The sequence below is a fragment of the Stenotrophomonas sp. PE591 genome, from assembly GCF_018320795.1.
GTDB classification, from domain to species: Bacteria; Pseudomonadota; Gammaproteobacteria; order Xanthomonadales; family Xanthomonadaceae; genus Stenotrophomonas; species Stenotrophomonas maltophilia.
Genome location: NZ_JAAOKO010000003.1, coordinates 180,671 through 195,878 on the forward strand (window position 1 = coordinate 180,671; position 15,208 = coordinate 195,878).

Genomic DNA, 15,208 nt, shown 5'->3' on the forward strand with positions numbered 1-15,208 from the left:
CTGTGATGAAAGTCTCATTATTTTTCTGAACGCCAATTCATTGACGCCTCAAATGTGACGTGTTAGGCGAAATCGAGGTTGGGGGAGCGCAAGGGATTTGACGGGGGCCGGATCAGGCCACAAACGACCCTGCATGACGCACCTAGTGGCGCGTTGGGCATGCGCGGAAACAGGCCTTTTTAAGGTGGAAATCACCTTATTTGATGCGCATCACTCTTTGTTGGTGATGGCCCTAGCAGATTCGGAATCGTCCTATTAAAGACGGATCGAACCTGTCGCTAACTAGGACACACCGAACCAGAGAACGTGTCATGAGAACCTCCCTTCTGCTGTGCGTGGCCCTGATGTCCGTCAGTGCGCTGGCCCAGGCCAGCAGCGGCAGCATTCGTTTCAGCGGCCGTATCGCCGAGCCGGGCTGCATGACCAACCTGTCCCAGGGCGAGCTGAGCCTGGCGGCCTGCCCGCCGTCGGCCAAGGGCTCGACGGTGGCTGTGACGGCGCTGGCCGATGGCCAAGCCGCGACGCTGCGCGACGGCAAGCGCCAGGGGCAGAAGCTGTCGGTGTCGGCCAGCGCGATGCGCGCCGGCGATATCGCCTTCTCCGAGCGCTACAGCGTGCAGGCTTCGAAGCAGCAGCCGCTGCAGGGCGCCTACCTGGTGGTGGTCGACTACCTGTAAGCCGACGTGTTTACGCCGGCGGCAGCTCGAAGACCTGGCGCAGGTAGGCCAGGTAGCCGGGGTCGTCGCACATGCTCTTGCCCGGCGAATCGCTGAGCTTGGCCACCGGCTGGCCGTTGCAGCGGACCATCTTGATCACGATGTTCAGCGGCGTCGGACCCAGATCATTGGTCAGGTGGGTGCCGACGCCGAACGCGACCTGGCAGCGACCACGGAAGTAGTCGTACAGGCGCATGACCTTGGCGATGTCGAGCCCATCGCTGAACACCAGCACCTTGCTGCGCGGATCGACGCGGCGCTGCTGGAAGTGCGCCAGCATGCGGTCGCCCCAGTCGAACGGATCGCCCGAATCGTGGCGGACACCGTCGAACAGCTTGCAGAAGTACATATCGAAGTCGCGCAGGAACGCATCCAGGCCGACCACGTCGGACAGCGCGATGCCGAGGTCGCCGCGATACTCGCGTGCCCACGATTCCAGCGCCGCCACCTGCGAGTCACGCAGGCGTGGGCCCAGCGCCTGGAAGGCCTGCAGATACTCATGGGCCATGGTGCCGTGCGGGGTCATGCCATACAGCCGGGCGAAGTGCACGTTGCTGGTGCCGACCAGCTGCGGGCCCAGTGCATCGCGCAGCAGCGGCAGCAGGCGCGCGTGCCAGTCGCGCGAGTAGCGGCGACGGCTGCCGTAGTCGGCGATGCGGCACTGTTCGAAACCGGGGGTATCGCGCAGCAGCGCGGCCTTGGCCTGCAGGCGGCGCTCGCCTTCGGCGAAGTCAGGCGTGGTGGTGTTGCGGAACCAGACTTCGTTGATGATCGCCAGCAGCGGCACTTCGAACAGGATGGTGTGCAGCCACGGGCCGGTGATGTCCAGTTCGATCTCGCCGGGCACGGTCTTCGACGCGCGCAGCTGGATGTACTTGCGGTCGAGGTGGAACAGGCCGAGGAAATCGGCGAAGTCGGGCTTCACGAAGCGCAGGCCACGCATGTAATCCAGCTCCGCGTCGCTGAAACGCAGGCTGCACAGGTGGTCGATCTCTTCGTCGATCTGGTCGATGTAATGGGCCAGGTCGATGCCGGGCGTGCGGCACTTGAACCGGTACTGCACCTGGGCACCGGGGTGCTGGTGGAGCACCGCCTGCATCATGGTGAACTTGTACAGGTCGGTGTCGAGCAGGGACTGGATGATAGGCATGGGGCGGATTATGCGCCCAGCAGGGTGAACCGGGGCGCGGCCAGTGGATCCACACCATGCGTGGATGACCCTATCCATGCAGCCGAGCGTGGGCTCGGCTCTCCGCGGAACGGCATTGGTAGCTCCACGCCATGCGTGGATGCCCTTCCGGTTCTACAACGACCTGCGCAGCAGGCGCGGCACCAGCATCAGGGCGTGGGCCCAGATCGCGCCCCATACCGCAACACGCACCGGCAGCGAACGCTGCTTCGCTTCGAACTTCTGGAAATAGCGCCACAGGCCCCGGTGCTTGTGCCATTCCACGAAGAACGGCCGTGAGCGGCTGGAGACACCGCGCACATGGGTAACCTGCAGGTCATTGGCGATGGCCACCACCGCCCCCGCTTCGCGCGCGCGCCGGCACAGATCCAGGTCTTCGGCGTGCAGGCGATAGCCGGCGTCCCAGCCACCGATGCGGTCGAACAGCGCACGCGGCATCAGCAGCAGCGCGCCAGACAACGCCGGCACCCGCTGCAGCGCCTGCTGCGGATCGCGCGGGACCGACAGCTTCGAGCCTTTGCCGGGCGAACGCAGCATCAACAGGAAATCCGGATCACGACGGCGCACGGCCTCGTCGGCATGGCCATGCTCGTCCAGCTGTTCGACACCCAGCAGGCAATCCCCCAACCGTTCGGCACGGCTGCGCAGCTCGGCCAGAGTATCGGGCTCAACCATCAGGTCCGGGTTGATGAAGGCCAGCCACGGGCTGCGCGAATCGGCCACCCCCTGGTTGTTTGCGGCGGCAAAGCCGGGATTGTCCGGATTGCCGACGAAACGCACGCGCGGGTCGTGGCTGGCATGGCGCTGCACGATATCCAGCGTGCCATCCATCGAGCCGTTGTCGATCACCCGGATTTCGGCCACGTCCCGCGCCTGGCGCAGACGGGAGAGACAGGCATCGATGGTGCTGCCGCTCTGGTAGGTGACGACGATGGCGGCGATGGCAACATTCAAACGGGTGGCTCCGGCGCGGAAGGAACGAACAGGTCGCCCTGTTCCTTCGGCATTATCGCCTGCCGCATGCGCTGCTGCAGGTCGGCACGCAGCCCGTGCAGCGGGTCGTGCATCAGGAAGTCCGCCAACCGAGGCACCCAGCCCGGCCAGCGCGCGGCCAGCGCTTCAAGATCGCCGTCACGGCTGACTGCCTCCCCCGCCCGGCTGACGAAGGCGGTCTCGCACAGCACGTTGCGCCATCCCAGGCCGGCCATGCGCAGGCTCAGGTCCACCAGCGCCGCGTTCCAGCCGGCGTAGCTGTCCACGTCCAGGCCCCCGGCACGTCGACGCGCGTTGCCCCGCACCAGCACCGCATGGGTGACTGCGGACGGCAGCTCGGGGTGCAGGGTTGGCAATGTGGCACAGGTATGCGCCAGCAGGGCCGGATCATGGGGTTCGGGATTGATTTCGCCCAGCCGTGGCCACGCAGCGGTTTCGCCGGCATTGCACCACGGGGTTGCGGTGGCGATGGCGGCATCGCGGGCGAAGGTGTCCTGCAGCTGCTGCAGCCAGCCCGGCGCGGGCACGCTGTCCGGTGCCAGCACCGCCACGTCCATGCCATCGCAGGCGCGCAACATCTCGTCCAGGTGGGCCACCTCGCCCAGCGGCCGCGCGCGGCGGGTGTACTCGGCCTGCAGTGGCGTATGCGCCAACCAGTGTTCCACCACCGCCTGCGCGCGCGGCCCGGTCTGCGCATCGTCGGCCAACCAGACCGCGGTGCCCGGCGCGGTGCCGGCATCCAGTGCGGCCAGGCAGCGGTCGAGCGCGGCATCGTCCACGCACAGCGGCAACAACACGATCGCCCCCATCCCGCCTCCGTGGTTGTCGTTAGCCACAGCCTAGCACCGGGAGGGTATCGGCCGGGTTGCACCCGGCACCCGCCTCAGGCCAGAGCCGAAGCCGAAGCAACAGCAGAAGCCGGCTATCCGTGGGATGGCGGGGTGGGTCCGGTTGCGGGGACGCTGCAAGTCCCCCTTCCGGGGCCCGGCCCAGCCGCTGGCGGCTGTGCGTTCGGGCGCTTGCGAAGCAGTGCTTCGCAAGCAAAGCGCCCTCACCCATGTAAGCTCGGTCGCCGCATCCATGCGGCTCACGCCCCCGCAACCGGACCCACCCCGCCTTCGACAGTTTTCCGCGACCTGCCTGCTCTTCTGTAGAGCAGAGCCATGCTCGGCTCAGATCTCACAGATATCGAAATATTCGATTTCGATGGAGAGTCATCCACGCATGGCGTGGATCGTGTCGACCAAGGTCGACACCTACCAACAGCCGCGGGGATCTGTCAGACGGTGGGGCGGTGTGGGTTGAGAGGACCGTTGGCGCCATGGATGGCGCCATCGAGCCCCCAGGGGTGAGGGCGCTTTGCTTGCGAAGCACTGCTTCGTAAGCGCCCGAACGCCCAGCCGCTAGCGGCTGGGCCGGCCTGTGGGTTTACGGCGTGTCCTGCCAACCCACACCGCCCCGCCATCCCTCAGTAAACCCGCTGTTGCTGTTGCTGTTGCCCCAGCTCCGGCCTCTGCGGGTGCCGGGCGCAGCCCGGCCGCAAACCCCTTACTTCTTTGCGCGCGGCTGGTTCAGCGGCTCCATCGCGCGGAAGCGCTGGCTGTACTCGTCGGTCAGATTCCGCGCTTCCTGCCCGTTGCGCACGATGCTCGGGGTCAGCAGCACGATCACCTCCGAACGGCGGCTGGTGCGGCTCTTCTGCCCGAACAGCGCGCCGACCACCGGAATCCGGCTCAGGCCGGGAATGCCGCTGCTGCCATCGGTGCCCGAATCGGTGATCAGGCCGGCCAGCATGATGGTGTCGCCGCTCTGCACCGCCGCTTCGGTCGACAGCTTCTTGGTGGAAATCCGCGGGTTGCAGTTGCGCTCGGTCGGATTGCAGTTGTCGGGCACGTTCGAGGCGCTGCTCACTTCCTGCACGATATCGAGGAACACCGTGCCATCGCGGGTTACGCGCGGGCGCACCTTCAGGATCACGCCGGTGTCGATGTACTGCACCGAACTGTAGGTGCCGGTGCCGATACCGGTGTTGACCGTGGTGGTGTTGATCGGCACCTTGTCGCCCACGTTGAGCGTGGCCTCGGCGTTGTTGCGCACGAACACCGAGGGGGTCTGCAGCAGGCGTACATCGGTGACCTTGTCCAGCGCGCTCACCACCGCCGCACCATTGTGGCCGGTGAATGCCCAGCCCAGGCCTTCGCCACCGGTCGCGGCACCGGCGAAGCTGCTCCAGGAGCCACCCGCTGCTGCCGGCAGGGTCACGCCGCCCAATGCTCCCGTCAGTGCACGCCCGGCCACGGCATTGTCGAAGAACCAGTTCACGCCGTACTTCAGGTCACCATCCAGCGACACCTCGGCCACCTGGGCTTCGATGTGCACCTGCAGCGGCATCACGTCCAGCTTCTCGATCACCTCGCGGATCGAGCGCCAGGCCTGCGGGGTCGAACGCACCAGCAGGGTATTGGTCTCCTCCACCGCCGACACGCCCACGCGATCGCCTTCCACTTCCAGGCTGACGCTGACGTTGCCGGACTGGCGCTGCGGCAGGTTCATGCTGCCGTTGCCGGCACCGCTGGAACCGCTGCCCGGGGTCGAACCGAAACTGTTGCTGTTGTTGCTGTCCATGCCGCGCTCGCCATCGCTGCCCAGCTGCGATGGAATCGCGCCGGGTGCCAGCGATGCCGGGCTGGAGCCGCCACGATTGCCGCTGCTGGCGAAGGCTTCACTGAGGCGTTCGGCCAGGTCGCGCGCCTTGATGTAGCGCAGCTCGTAGGAGAACAGGCGCGCACTGCCACCGGCGGTATCGATACGGTCCAGCCACTGCTGGATCTGGTCCAGGTAACGCACCTGCGGGGTGATCACCAGCACGGCGTTGGCGTTTTCCAGCGGCAGGAAACGGAACATGCCGGCGCTGGGGGTCTTGCTCTCCTCGCCGAACACCTTCTCCAGGTCGGCAGCGACCTGCTCGGCCTTGCCCGACTGGATCGGGAACACGCCCACCGACATGCCCGACAGCCAGTCGACGTCGAAGATCTCGACGGTGCGCATGTAGTTTTCCAGCTCGGCGCGGGTACCGCCCAGGGTGATCACGTTGCGGCCGCTGTCGACGTTGACGATCGCATTGGGCCGCGCATAAGGCTCCAGCACCTTCTTCATCTCGGTGGCGGAGATGAACTGCAGCGGGATCACCCGTACCTCGAAGCCACGCGCACTGGCTGCAGGCGCCGTGCTCGGCGCAACCGTACCGGCCAGCGCCTGGTCGGCAGCGACGATGTTGTAGCGGCCACCGCTGTAGACCATGCGGGCGTTGTTCCAGCCCAGCACCATCTCCAGCAGGTTCAACGCCTGGGCCGGCGACACCGGCTTGGGCGTGGCCAGGGTGACCGTGCCCTGCACGCCCGGTGCGATCACGTAGTTCTGGCCCAGCATGTCACCGAGGATGGCCTTGACCACCGCGTGCACCGACTCGCCTTCGAAATTGAAGGTTGCTTCACCGGTGCTGGCGCCATGCAGCGCCGGTGCCGGTGCACGTGCTGCTTCGCGGTTGATCATGGTGCCGGTGCCACGGCGGATCACCGCCTGCGGAGCGCCCTGGGCGTCACGGGCAGCATCTGCTGCGACATCAGCTGCCTGGCCGGCCTCGGCAGTGGGCGACAGATTGCCCTTGCGCTGCACATGCGGCGCGGACACGGTGCTGCAGCCGACCAGCAGCGCGAGGGCAAAGGACCAGGGAAGAAAACGCAGGCTCATGCATTCACTCTATCGGTTGGTGCCATCGCCCGGGGGCGGCGACGGTTGTTGCTGCTGTTGTTGCTGCAGCTGGCGGCGACGGGCCTGGATGCGTTCGCGGATGGCCTGCATCTGCGCTTCGCTGGGGCCATTGGTGTTGGCAGGAGGCGCCGCGGCGGCGGCTGATGGCACGCTGCTGGCGGGCTGCGGCTGCGCGGTTGCGGTTGCAGCAGCCGGAGGTGGGGATGGCATCGGCGGTGCGCCCGCCGGCGGCGGCACAACGACCGCACCCGCCGGCGGCGCGCCATTGGCACCCCGCAGTACGGTGGGCGGCTCGCCGCCCTGGCCATTGAACACGGCCAGTTCCAGCACCTGGCTGCCGCTTGGGCCGATCACCGTGGCCTGGCGCGGCGCAAGCCCCACAAGTTGCCAGCCGTCCACCGCTTCGCCGTTGAGGCGCAGCCGCAGCGAACGGTTCTGTTCGGTGGTGAAGGTGGCCATGCCGAAGTCGCCGGTCAGCAGCACGCCGGTCAGGCGCAGCGCGGCGCTGGCGGCCGGCTCGCTGCCACCGAGCAGGTAGGGCTTCGGCCTGCGGTCCTCGGCGAACAGCGGTCGCTCGCCGATCGCGCTGTAGCTGTCGGCGCTGGGCATGCGTTCCGCGGCCAACGGCGGCAGCACCGGCAGCGAAGGCACCGCATCGGCATCGCCATCCGCACCTGGCAGCTGGCTGCCCAGACCGAAGCCAGTGGCCAGCCAGACCGCCGCAGCCCAACCGGCCAGGGCCAGCAGGAAACCGGTGCGCAGGCTGATCTGCTCAAGTTTCATCAGCGACCTCCTGTCCCTCGACCGGCGCCGCCGGTGCGGGGGCGGGTGGCGCTGAAGGCGGTTGCGGCGCCGCCCCCGGCTCGGCTGCAGGCGCCGGCGCACTGCCATCGGCAGCGGCACCGGGCAGCAGGTAACCGGCCAGTTCGAATGACACATCCAGGCCGAGCCCGGATTCATTCGGCGACTGCTGGAAGCGCTGCGCGATCAGGTTGAGGTTGTCGACGAACAGGCGCGGGCTGCCGGTCTCCAGGCTGTGCAGCACCGTGGCCAGTTCGGCCACGCCACAGCGCAGGCGCACCTGCATGGCGACGCGCACGAACTCGGCGTCGCGGCGGTTGTCGGTGAGCGGCGTGCGGTTGCTGATGGTGCAGCTGCGGTTGCCCGGGCTGGCCATCGCCACCGCATCCTGCAGCTTCGCGCCGAGCGCAGCGGCTGCAGCCTCGGCGGTGGCCTCGCGCAGGAAGCCCGGCCGCTGCTGCAGTGCCTCGCGGGTGGCACGCAGGCGCTGTTCGATCTGCGGCTGCTGCTGCAGCTGCGCCTGCACGCGCTGCTCGCGCTCGCGCAGGGCGGCGACATCAGCATCGATTTCGCGCAGCGGCTGGGTGAACCAGGGGTGCACCAGCAGCAGGTAGGCCAGGCCCAGCACTGCCAGCAACAGTGCCAGTGCCAGCCAGCGGTCACGGCGTGCGCTTGGCATCGGCATCGGCCGCCTCCCGGTTCGGGGCTGCCGCCGGCAACGGCTGCAGTTCAGCGGTCATGGTGAAGCGGTCGCGGCCACTGGCGGCGCCATCGGCCTGCAGTACACCGGTCAGGTTGACCTTGCGCCACTGCGGCGCATCCTGCAGCAGCTGCACCAGCTGCGAGGCCTCGCGGCTCAGGCCGATCAGCTGCAGGTTGTTGTTCTCGATGGCCAGTTTTTCCAGGTACGTTCCCTCCGGCAGGCGCCGGGTCAGTTCGTTCCAGATCTCCACCGTACCCGCGCGCTGTCCGCGCTGCTTTTCAAGGAACGCGGCACCGTCGATCAGCGCCTGCAGCTGGGCACGTTCGCTGGCCACGCCACGCGCACTGCGCGCGCTGCGCTCCACCTGGGCACGCAGTTCGTCGGCTGCCGCGCGGCGATTGTCCAGCACCTGCAGGCCAGACAGCACCAGCATCACCACCGCGGCCACGGCCAGCAGAAGGTTCCAGCGCCGCATCGGGTCGGCCTGCAGCTGACGCTGCGCGGGCGGCAGCAGGTTCACCTGCAGGATGTTGCCCTGCGCATCAATGGCATCGACACCGGACAGTGCATCGGCCCATTGGCCCACGTTGCTGCGCCAGGCCTCGAGCTGCCGCAACGGCCAGGCCACCAGTTCGACCTGCAGCTGGCCCTCGCCCGCCGCGCCACGTTCACGCACGTCATAGCTGACCTGGCTGGATTCGAAAGGCGTCTGCCGGTCGATCTCGAAACCGACCACCGCACGCAGACGGTCAGCCGCCGCCGCCGGCAGACGCAGCTGCCGGCGCAGCACATCGCCTGCCGGCAGCAGCCACACCCGCGGCAAACTGCGCAGGCGGGCTTCCAGCACGCGATCCAGTTCGGCCGGGGACAGCGGCCACGGCAGCCGTACGACCGGTTCGCGGCGCTCCCCCGCCTCACGCCAGACCTGAAGGTGGTCGCCTTCGCGCTGCAGCAGCAGGCGCGCCTGTGCCCAGCCCAGTGCCCACTGCCAACGTGCCGGCACCCAGGCCAGCAGCGATTGCCGCCACCAGCGCAGGAAACGGCCGGCGCCAGGGCCGATCCGGCCCTGTACCTGCCGCACACTGTCCTGCCATGCCGTCATCTTGCTGTCATTCCCTGCTCCCAGCGAAGCACTGTGTAGGACCGCCCGGGAACCCCGCCCGAGCCATTGCGTACCACTGCCTGCAACACCGACCGGCGTCCACTGCCGTCGGTTGCACGAGACTCGATACTATAGGTGCCGCTGCTGCTGGCAAGCGTTGTCGCACCGCCAGCGGTATCTGCGTCACGCTCCTGCTGTGCGCGCTGCGCCAGCACGGTATCCGCATCCAGGCCCAGTGCGGTCAGCACCGGCGCGCTGGCAAACTGGGGATCCGGGCGCGCCTGGCGGCTGTACAGGGTCAGGTGCGGCAGCATGGCCTGGTACAGCGGGCCGCGCATGCCGAGTACCCGCTGCAGCTCGCCCAGCGTCTCGAAACGCTTGTTGCGGGGGCCATAGGGCAGGCCTGCTGCGGCATAGTCGGGCGCTTCGGCACCGCCGCCGGGCTGCAGCAGGCTGTCTTCGTCGCGCCAGTCGACGATCGCGCCGGCCAGCTGGCGGGCCTGCGCTTCGTCTTCACCCAGCGCCTTGAGGAAGGCGCTCAGCAGAGCCACGTCGGCCAGGTTCAGGTTGATCTTGCCGTTCTCGTCCAGCACCTTGATCTCGATGCTGGCGTCATCGAACTGCCAACGATAGACACGGCCATCGGCGCGCCAGGGCGCCCGCTGCGGATCGGCGGACAGGCGCGTCAGCGCGTACTCAAGTCCCGCCCGTGCACGCTCCTGGCCTCGCGCATCATCATCCAGCACCCGCTGCTGCAGGTGCTCGACCCGCGCGCTCAACGCGAACGCGCCCACCAGCGCCGTCATCAGGGCGATCAGCCACAGGACCAGTACCAGCGCCGCGCCGTGCGCCCGGCTCATCGCGCTCCTCCACTGCCGCCCGCGCGCGGAGCGACCACCAGTGCAGGCCAGGGAGCGCCCTTGGCGGGCACGATCTGGATCTCCACCAGCATCGGCAGGCGCCGGGTATCATCCCAGCGCGGCATCCAATCAGTCACCTGCCCGGTGCTGGCATCGATGCCGCGATAGCGCAGTTGCACCGACTTGAGGTTCTCCACCAGCACCTCCGGTGGGCGCGGCGGAGTTTCGGCGATGCGCTCGCCCTCCTGCAGCAGCACCAGGTCGAGCAGGAGGCGTTGCTGGCCGCTGCGGCCATCCACCTGCAGTGCGTGCAGGTAGGCACCGCCACGGCCCAGATAGCCCGGTAGATCGGCCGCGAACAGCATGCGTTGTTCTTCGCCCTGGAAGAAGATCGGTTCGCGGGTGGGATCGGGCACTTCCAGCGGCGTGCGCAGCGCACCGGCCAGCTGCCGCCGCAGCAGAGCCTCGACCGCACGCATGCGTTCGCTCTCGGCGGCAATCTGCTCGCCACGCTGGCTCACCGCCATCGCCGAGCGCACGCTGGCAAAGGCCAACGCCAGGCCACCGGCCAACAGCACCGTGGCCAACATCACTTCCACCAAGGTAAAGCCTGCGGCGCGTCGCTTCATCGCGCGCTCTCCAGGTCCGGCGGCAGCAGGCGCAGGCTGCGCCAGCGCAGTTGTTCGCGTTCGCCTTCGCCCCAGCGCACCTGAAGCTGCAGCTCGGCCAGCCAGGGAGCCCCCGGCGATTGCGCCTGTGCCTGTACCGCGTTGGCGGCACGCGGCTCGACCCATGGCTGTACCTGCAGCTCCCAATGGTATCGGCCCTGTTCCCAGTCGCCCTGCTGGCTGCCCACCTGCAATGGCGCGGCGACACCGGCTTCGGCCAGCAGCGACTGCGCATGCAGCACCGCACGCGTGCGCAGCTCGGCCTCTCGGACCTGTTTCGCGCCACCTGACAGGCTGCCTAGCAGCAGCGTCAGCGCCAGGCCCAGCAAGGCGAAGGCGATGATCACTTCCAGCAACGTAAAACCACGCGCCTGCCGCTTCATGGCGCCTGCCACGGGCCGGAGCGGACCTCGCCGGTCAGCCAGCCGACATCGATGCGCCATTCGGCGCCCTCACGTTGCAGGCGGATGCGGCCACCACTGGAGCCACCATCGGGATGGAACTCGATCACGCCCTGCCCCGGCGCGGTGGCCAGCTGCGCGGCACCTTCGAACTGCACCTGCAGCTGCGTCGGCACATCGCCCTGCCGCTGGTTGGCCCCCTGCCAACGGCGACGCGCCGGCTCGATCACGAAGCGCTGCGGCTCACCGCGCGCGATGGCCTGGGCGCGCACCATGCGCAGCTGGTTGGCGATGTCCTTGCCGGCGCTGCGCAGCTGCATGCCGGCAAAGCCGCGCGACAGACCCGCGGCGGTGATCAGGCCGATCGCGGCGATCAGCGCTATCACCAACAGCATTTCCAGCAGCGACAGGCCCGCTGCGCGCCTGCCGTGCAGGCGCGGGCGAGGCAGCCGGCGCGGCAGGAAATGCGTCATGCCCGGTTACGGCTGGTAGCGGATGTCAGCGTCGACGCTGCTGCCGCCGGCCTTGCCGTCCTTGCCCAGGCTGATCAGTTCATACGGCTGGCCTTCGCCCGGCGCGCGGTACTCCAGCGCGTGGCCCCACGGGTCATTCAGGTCGGCCGGCTTGGCGTACGGGCCCAGCCAGCCGCCGACACCTGCCGGTGCGGTCACCAGATCGTTGAGCGAGCCAGGCAGCTTGCCGGTATCGATCTGGTAGTTGTCGACCTTGGAGGCAACGGTCTGCACCTGGGCCTTGGCGATGTTCGCCTTGCCACGGTCGGCACCGCCCAGCACGCGGCTGGCGACCAGGGTCAGCACCGCGCCGATCAGCACGATGACGATGATGATCTCCAGCAGGCTCATGCCCGACTGGTTGCGCGCGGCAGTGAAGGAAAGGCGGATCGGTCGACGGGAAGCAATCATGGTCGGTCCTTTCAGTTGCGGAGTGTCGGGGTTGCGTAGGGAGCCATCGTCAGCCGATGGCATTGGTCAGGTCGTACAACGGCACCAGCACGGCCACGATCACCGCACCGACCACCGAGGCCAGCACCAGGGTGATCGCCGGCACCATCGCGGCCAACAGACGGTCGATGCGACGGGCGCTGTCCTGTTCAAACGTGTCGGCAGCTTTCAGCAGCATGGTATCGAGGGCACCGGATTCCTCGCCGACCTGGATCATCTGCAGGGCCAGGCGTGGGAAACGCTTACCACGTGACAGTGCCAGCGACAGGCCGGCACCGTTCTTCACTTCGTCGGCGGCCGCTTCCACATCAGCGGCCAGCGCGCGGTTGCCCAGCACGTTGCGTGCGATGCCCAGCGCCCCGAGCAGCGGCACGCCATTGCGCAGCAGGGTGCCCAGCGTGCGCGCCAGCCGCGCGGTTTCCAGTTCGCCCAGCAGGCGGCCGATGCCGCGACGCTGCAGCAGCCATCCATCCAGCGCCAGCCGGAACGCCGGTTGCCGTACCTTGCGTTCGAAGAACAATGCCAGCAGTGCGGGCACCACCAGCAGCAGCACCCACCAGTCGCGCACGAACAGGCCCAGCTGCAGTACCGCATTGGTGAACCACGGCAGCGCCACGTCCAGGCTTTCGTACATCTGCGCGAACTGCGGCACCACGTAACCGAGCAGGAACAGCAGCGCACCGCCCACCACCACCAGCAGGATGGCCGGATAGACCAGTGCGTTGATCACCTTGCCCTGCAGCGCGCGGCTGCGTTCGAGGTAGTCGGCCAGCCGCTGCAGGGTCTCGTGCAGGCTGCCACCCGCCTCGCCGGCACGCACCATGTTCACGTACAGGCGCGAGAACAGGCCGTGCTGGCGCTCCAGCGCGGTCGACAGCGGCGCACCGCCGCGCACCACGTCGCGGATGTCGGTGATCGCACGCCGCGAGCGTTCGTCTTCCGGAAGCCCGAGCAGGATCGACAGTGCACGGTCCAGCGGCTGGCCGGCACCAAGCAGGGTCGCCAGCTGCTGGGTGAACTGCAGCAGCGCCGCGCCCTGCAACGGGCGCTGGCGCAGCAGCGTGCGCCAGCTGCTGCCGCCGACCACGCCGCCATCGGCCAGCTGGGTCTCCATCGGCAGATGGCCCTGATCCTGCAGGCGCGCGACCAGTTCGGTCTCGCTGGCGGCTTCCATCTGCCCGTCGAAGATCTCGCCGTGCGAATTGAGCGCTTTGTAGCGGTAGTTCGGCATGTCAGCCCCGGCGTCCTGCGCGCATCAGCTTTCCTCGGTCACGCGCAGCACTTCCTCGATGGTGGTCTGGCCGCTGAGTGCTTTGGCCAGGCCATCCTCGTACATGGTGCGCATGCCGGCTTCACGGGCGATGCGTTCGATCTCGCCCATGCCATCGCGGCGCATCACCGCACGCCGCAGCGCGTCGTTCATCACCAGGAATTCCATGATGGTGGTGCGGCCCAGGTAACCAGTCGGCGCCAGTGCCGAAGGCTTCGGGCGGTATAGATGGATCGGCCCTTCCGGCTGCAGGCGGCGCAGCTCGAAACGCTCGATCTCCTCCGGCGAGGCTTCATAGCGCTCGGCGTGGGTCGGCTCCAGCCGACGCACCAGACGCTGGGCCAGGATGCCGTTGATGGTGGAGGTGAGGAGATAGTCCTCCACGCCCATGTCGAGCAGGCGGGTGATGCCGCCGGCCGCATTGTTGGTGTGCAGGGTGGACAGCACCAGGTGGCCGGTCAGCGCCGACTGGATCGCGATGCGCGCGGTTTCAAGGTCGCGCATTTCGCCGATCATGATGATGTCCGGGTCCTGGCGCACGATGCTGCGCAGTGCGTTGGCGAAGTCCAGGCCGATCTGCGGCTTGGCCTGGATCTGGTTGATGCCCTCGATCTGGTACTCGACCGGATCTTCCACCGTGATGATCTTGACGTCGGCGGTGTTGAGCTGGCTCAGCGCGGTGTACAGCGTGGTGGTCTTGCCCGAACCGGTCGGGCCTGTGACCAGCAGGATGCCGTGCGGTTGTTCCAGCACTTTGCGGAACTGCGGCAGGAATGCATCGGTAAAGCCGAGACGATGGAAATCGAACACCACCGTTTCGCGGTCGAGCAGGCGCATCACCACGCTCTCGCCGTGCGCGGTCGGCACCGTGCTCACGCGCAGGTCCAGCTCCTTGCCCTGCACGCGCAGCATGATGCGGCCATCCTGCGGCAGGCGGCGCTCGGCGATGTTGAGGCGGGCCATGATCTTGATGCGGCTGATCACCGCTGCGGTGAGGTTGGCCGGCGGGCTTTCGCCTTCCACCAGCACGCCGTCGACGCGGTAACGCACCTTCAGCCGGCTTTCGAACGGCTCGACGTGGATGTCCGAAGCGCGCAGTTCCACCGCACGCTGGATCACCAGGTTGACCAGGCGGATCACCGGCGCTTCCGAGGCCAGGTCGCGCAGGTGCTCGATATCGTCGACCGCGCCGCCCTCGCCGTCTGCGGTTTCAACAATCGCGCCCATCGCGCTGCGGCCCTGGCCGAACCAGCGCTCGACCAGATCATCGATCTCCGCACGCATGCCCAGCACCGGGGTCACCGGTACGCCAAGTGCCAGCTGCACAGCCTGCTGCGGATAGGGATCGTGGGCATCGGCCAGCCACAGCCGTACACCCTGTTCATCCAGCGCCAGCGGGCATACATGGAACTGTTTGAGGAAACGCAGGGACAGCGGCAGGCCCTCGGCCAGACCCTGGGGCGGTGAATCCGGCAGCTGCTTGCCATCCAGCAGCGGCAGGCCCAGCACCTCGGCGCTGGCCTGCGCCTGGTCACGTTCGGACACCAGCCCCAGCCGCACCAGCAGGCCAAGCAGGCTGCCGCCGGCCTCCGCGTGCAGCGGCCGTGCCCGTGCAAGATCGCTCTCCTTGAGGCGGCCACGCGCCAACAACGCATCCAGGATGCGGCCTTCGGCGTCGTCGGCAGCGGTTGCAGCAAGGGCGTTCACGTGACTCTCCTGTCAATCGGCTCGACTTTAGCAGTTACGTCGTGATTTCCGTCGCCCCGCCGCCC

General features: G+C 67.9%; 15 protein-coding genes. 1 reads left to right on the top strand and 14 read right to left on the bottom strand.

Features of this window, described 5'->3' with window-relative positions; translation table 11 throughout:
* Positions 1 to 311 precede the first annotated feature (311 nt).
* On the top strand, positions 312 to 677 hold the full coding sequence (locus tag JLDANKMP_RS10620) for a hypothetical protein (protein ID WP_005408037.1): 366 nt from the start codon (positions 312 to 314) through the stop codon (positions 675 to 677).
* Positions 678 to 687: 10 nt separating this feature from the next.
* On the opposite strand, the gene pncB is transcribed toward JLDANKMP_RS10620, so the two are convergent.
* The 14 genes from pncB to gspE form a co-directional block, all read right to left on the bottom strand.
* Positions 688 to 1,866 carry a nicotinate phosphoribosyltransferase gene (gene pncB / locus JLDANKMP_RS10625; RefSeq protein ID WP_005412211.1) on the bottom strand — a complete coding sequence of 393 codons (1,179 nt, stop codon included), beginning with the start codon at positions 1,864 to 1,866 and terminating at the stop codon, positions 688 to 690.
* A 153-nt stretch (positions 1,867 to 2,019) separates the two neighbouring features.
* Positions 2,020 to 2,859 carry a glycosyltransferase family 2 protein gene (locus JLDANKMP_RS10630; RefSeq protein WP_212561065.1) on the bottom strand — a complete coding sequence of 280 codons (840 nt, stop codon included), beginning with the start codon at positions 2,857 to 2,859 and terminating at the stop codon, positions 2,020 to 2,022.
* Positions 2,856 to 3,707: a glycosyltransferase gene (locus tag JLDANKMP_RS10635; RefSeq protein WP_005412209.1), complete on the bottom strand. Its 852-nt coding sequence runs from the start codon at positions 3,705 to 3,707 to the stop codon at positions 2,856 to 2,858. The genes JLDANKMP_RS10630 and JLDANKMP_RS10635 overlap by 4 nt, the downstream gene beginning before the upstream one ends.
* A gap of 739 nt (positions 3,708 to 4,446) precedes the next feature.
* On the bottom strand, positions 4,447 to 6,648 hold the full coding sequence (gene gspD / locus JLDANKMP_RS10640) for a type II secretion system secretin GspD (RefSeq protein ID WP_212561066.1): 2,202 nt from the start codon (positions 6,646 to 6,648) through the stop codon (positions 4,447 to 4,449).
* 9 nt (positions 6,649 to 6,657) lie between these two features.
* Entirely contained in the window at positions 6,658 to 7,452 is a 795-nt protein-coding gene (locus JLDANKMP_RS10645) for a hypothetical protein (RefSeq protein ID WP_005408032.1), read from the bottom strand.
* Complete coding sequence (gspM, locus tag JLDANKMP_RS10650) at positions 7,442 to 8,149, bottom strand: type II secretion system protein GspM (RefSeq protein ID WP_249336885.1); 708 nt, start codon at positions 8,147 to 8,149, stop codon at positions 7,442 to 7,444. Before gspM ends, JLDANKMP_RS10645 begins: the two co-directional genes overlap by 11 nt.
* Positions 8,130 to 9,275 (bottom strand): PilN domain-containing protein, encoded by a 1,146-nt coding sequence (locus tag JLDANKMP_RS10655; RefSeq protein ID WP_005412206.1) that lies wholly within the window; start codon positions 9,273 to 9,275, stop codon positions 8,130 to 8,132. The genes gspM and JLDANKMP_RS10655 overlap by 20 nt, the downstream gene beginning before the upstream one ends.
* Positions 9,272 to 10,135, bottom strand: coding sequence for a general secretion pathway protein GspK (locus JLDANKMP_RS10660; protein WP_005408029.1), 864 nt, complete (start codon positions 10,133 to 10,135; stop codon positions 9,272 to 9,274). The genes JLDANKMP_RS10655 and JLDANKMP_RS10660 overlap by 4 nt, the downstream gene beginning before the upstream one ends.
* Positions 10,132 to 10,764 (bottom strand): type II secretion system protein J, encoded by a 633-nt coding sequence (locus tag JLDANKMP_RS10665; RefSeq protein WP_012479114.1) that lies wholly within the window; start codon positions 10,762 to 10,764, stop codon positions 10,132 to 10,134. Before JLDANKMP_RS10665 ends, JLDANKMP_RS10660 begins: the two co-directional genes overlap by 4 nt.
* On the bottom strand, positions 10,761 to 11,186 hold the full coding sequence (locus JLDANKMP_RS10670) for a prepilin-type N-terminal cleavage/methylation domain-containing protein (protein ID WP_005408027.1): 426 nt from the start codon (positions 11,184 to 11,186) through the stop codon (positions 10,761 to 10,763). Before JLDANKMP_RS10670 ends, JLDANKMP_RS10665 begins: the two co-directional genes overlap by 4 nt.
* Positions 11,183 to 11,677: a GspH/FimT family pseudopilin gene (locus JLDANKMP_RS10675; RefSeq protein ID WP_005412202.1), complete on the bottom strand. Its 495-nt coding sequence runs from the start codon at positions 11,675 to 11,677 to the stop codon at positions 11,183 to 11,185. The genes JLDANKMP_RS10670 and JLDANKMP_RS10675 overlap by 4 nt, the downstream gene beginning before the upstream one ends.
* 6 nt (positions 11,678 to 11,683) lie before the next feature.
* Complete coding sequence (gene gspG / locus JLDANKMP_RS10680) at positions 11,684 to 12,127, bottom strand: type II secretion system major pseudopilin GspG (RefSeq protein ID WP_004142831.1); 444 nt, start codon at positions 12,125 to 12,127, stop codon at positions 11,684 to 11,686.
* Positions 12,128 to 12,176: 49 nt separating this feature from the next.
* Positions 12,177 to 13,397 (bottom strand): type II secretion system F family protein, encoded by a 1,221-nt coding sequence (locus JLDANKMP_RS10685; RefSeq protein WP_212561068.1) that lies wholly within the window; start codon positions 13,395 to 13,397, stop codon positions 12,177 to 12,179.
* A 24-nt stretch (positions 13,398 to 13,421) separates the two neighbouring features.
* A complete protein-coding gene (gene gspE / locus JLDANKMP_RS10690; RefSeq protein WP_005408024.1) occupies positions 13,422 to 15,143 on the bottom strand; it encodes a type II secretion system ATPase GspE in 1,722 nt (573 codons plus the stop codon).
* Between the last annotated feature and the right edge of the window lie 65 nt (positions 15,144 to 15,208).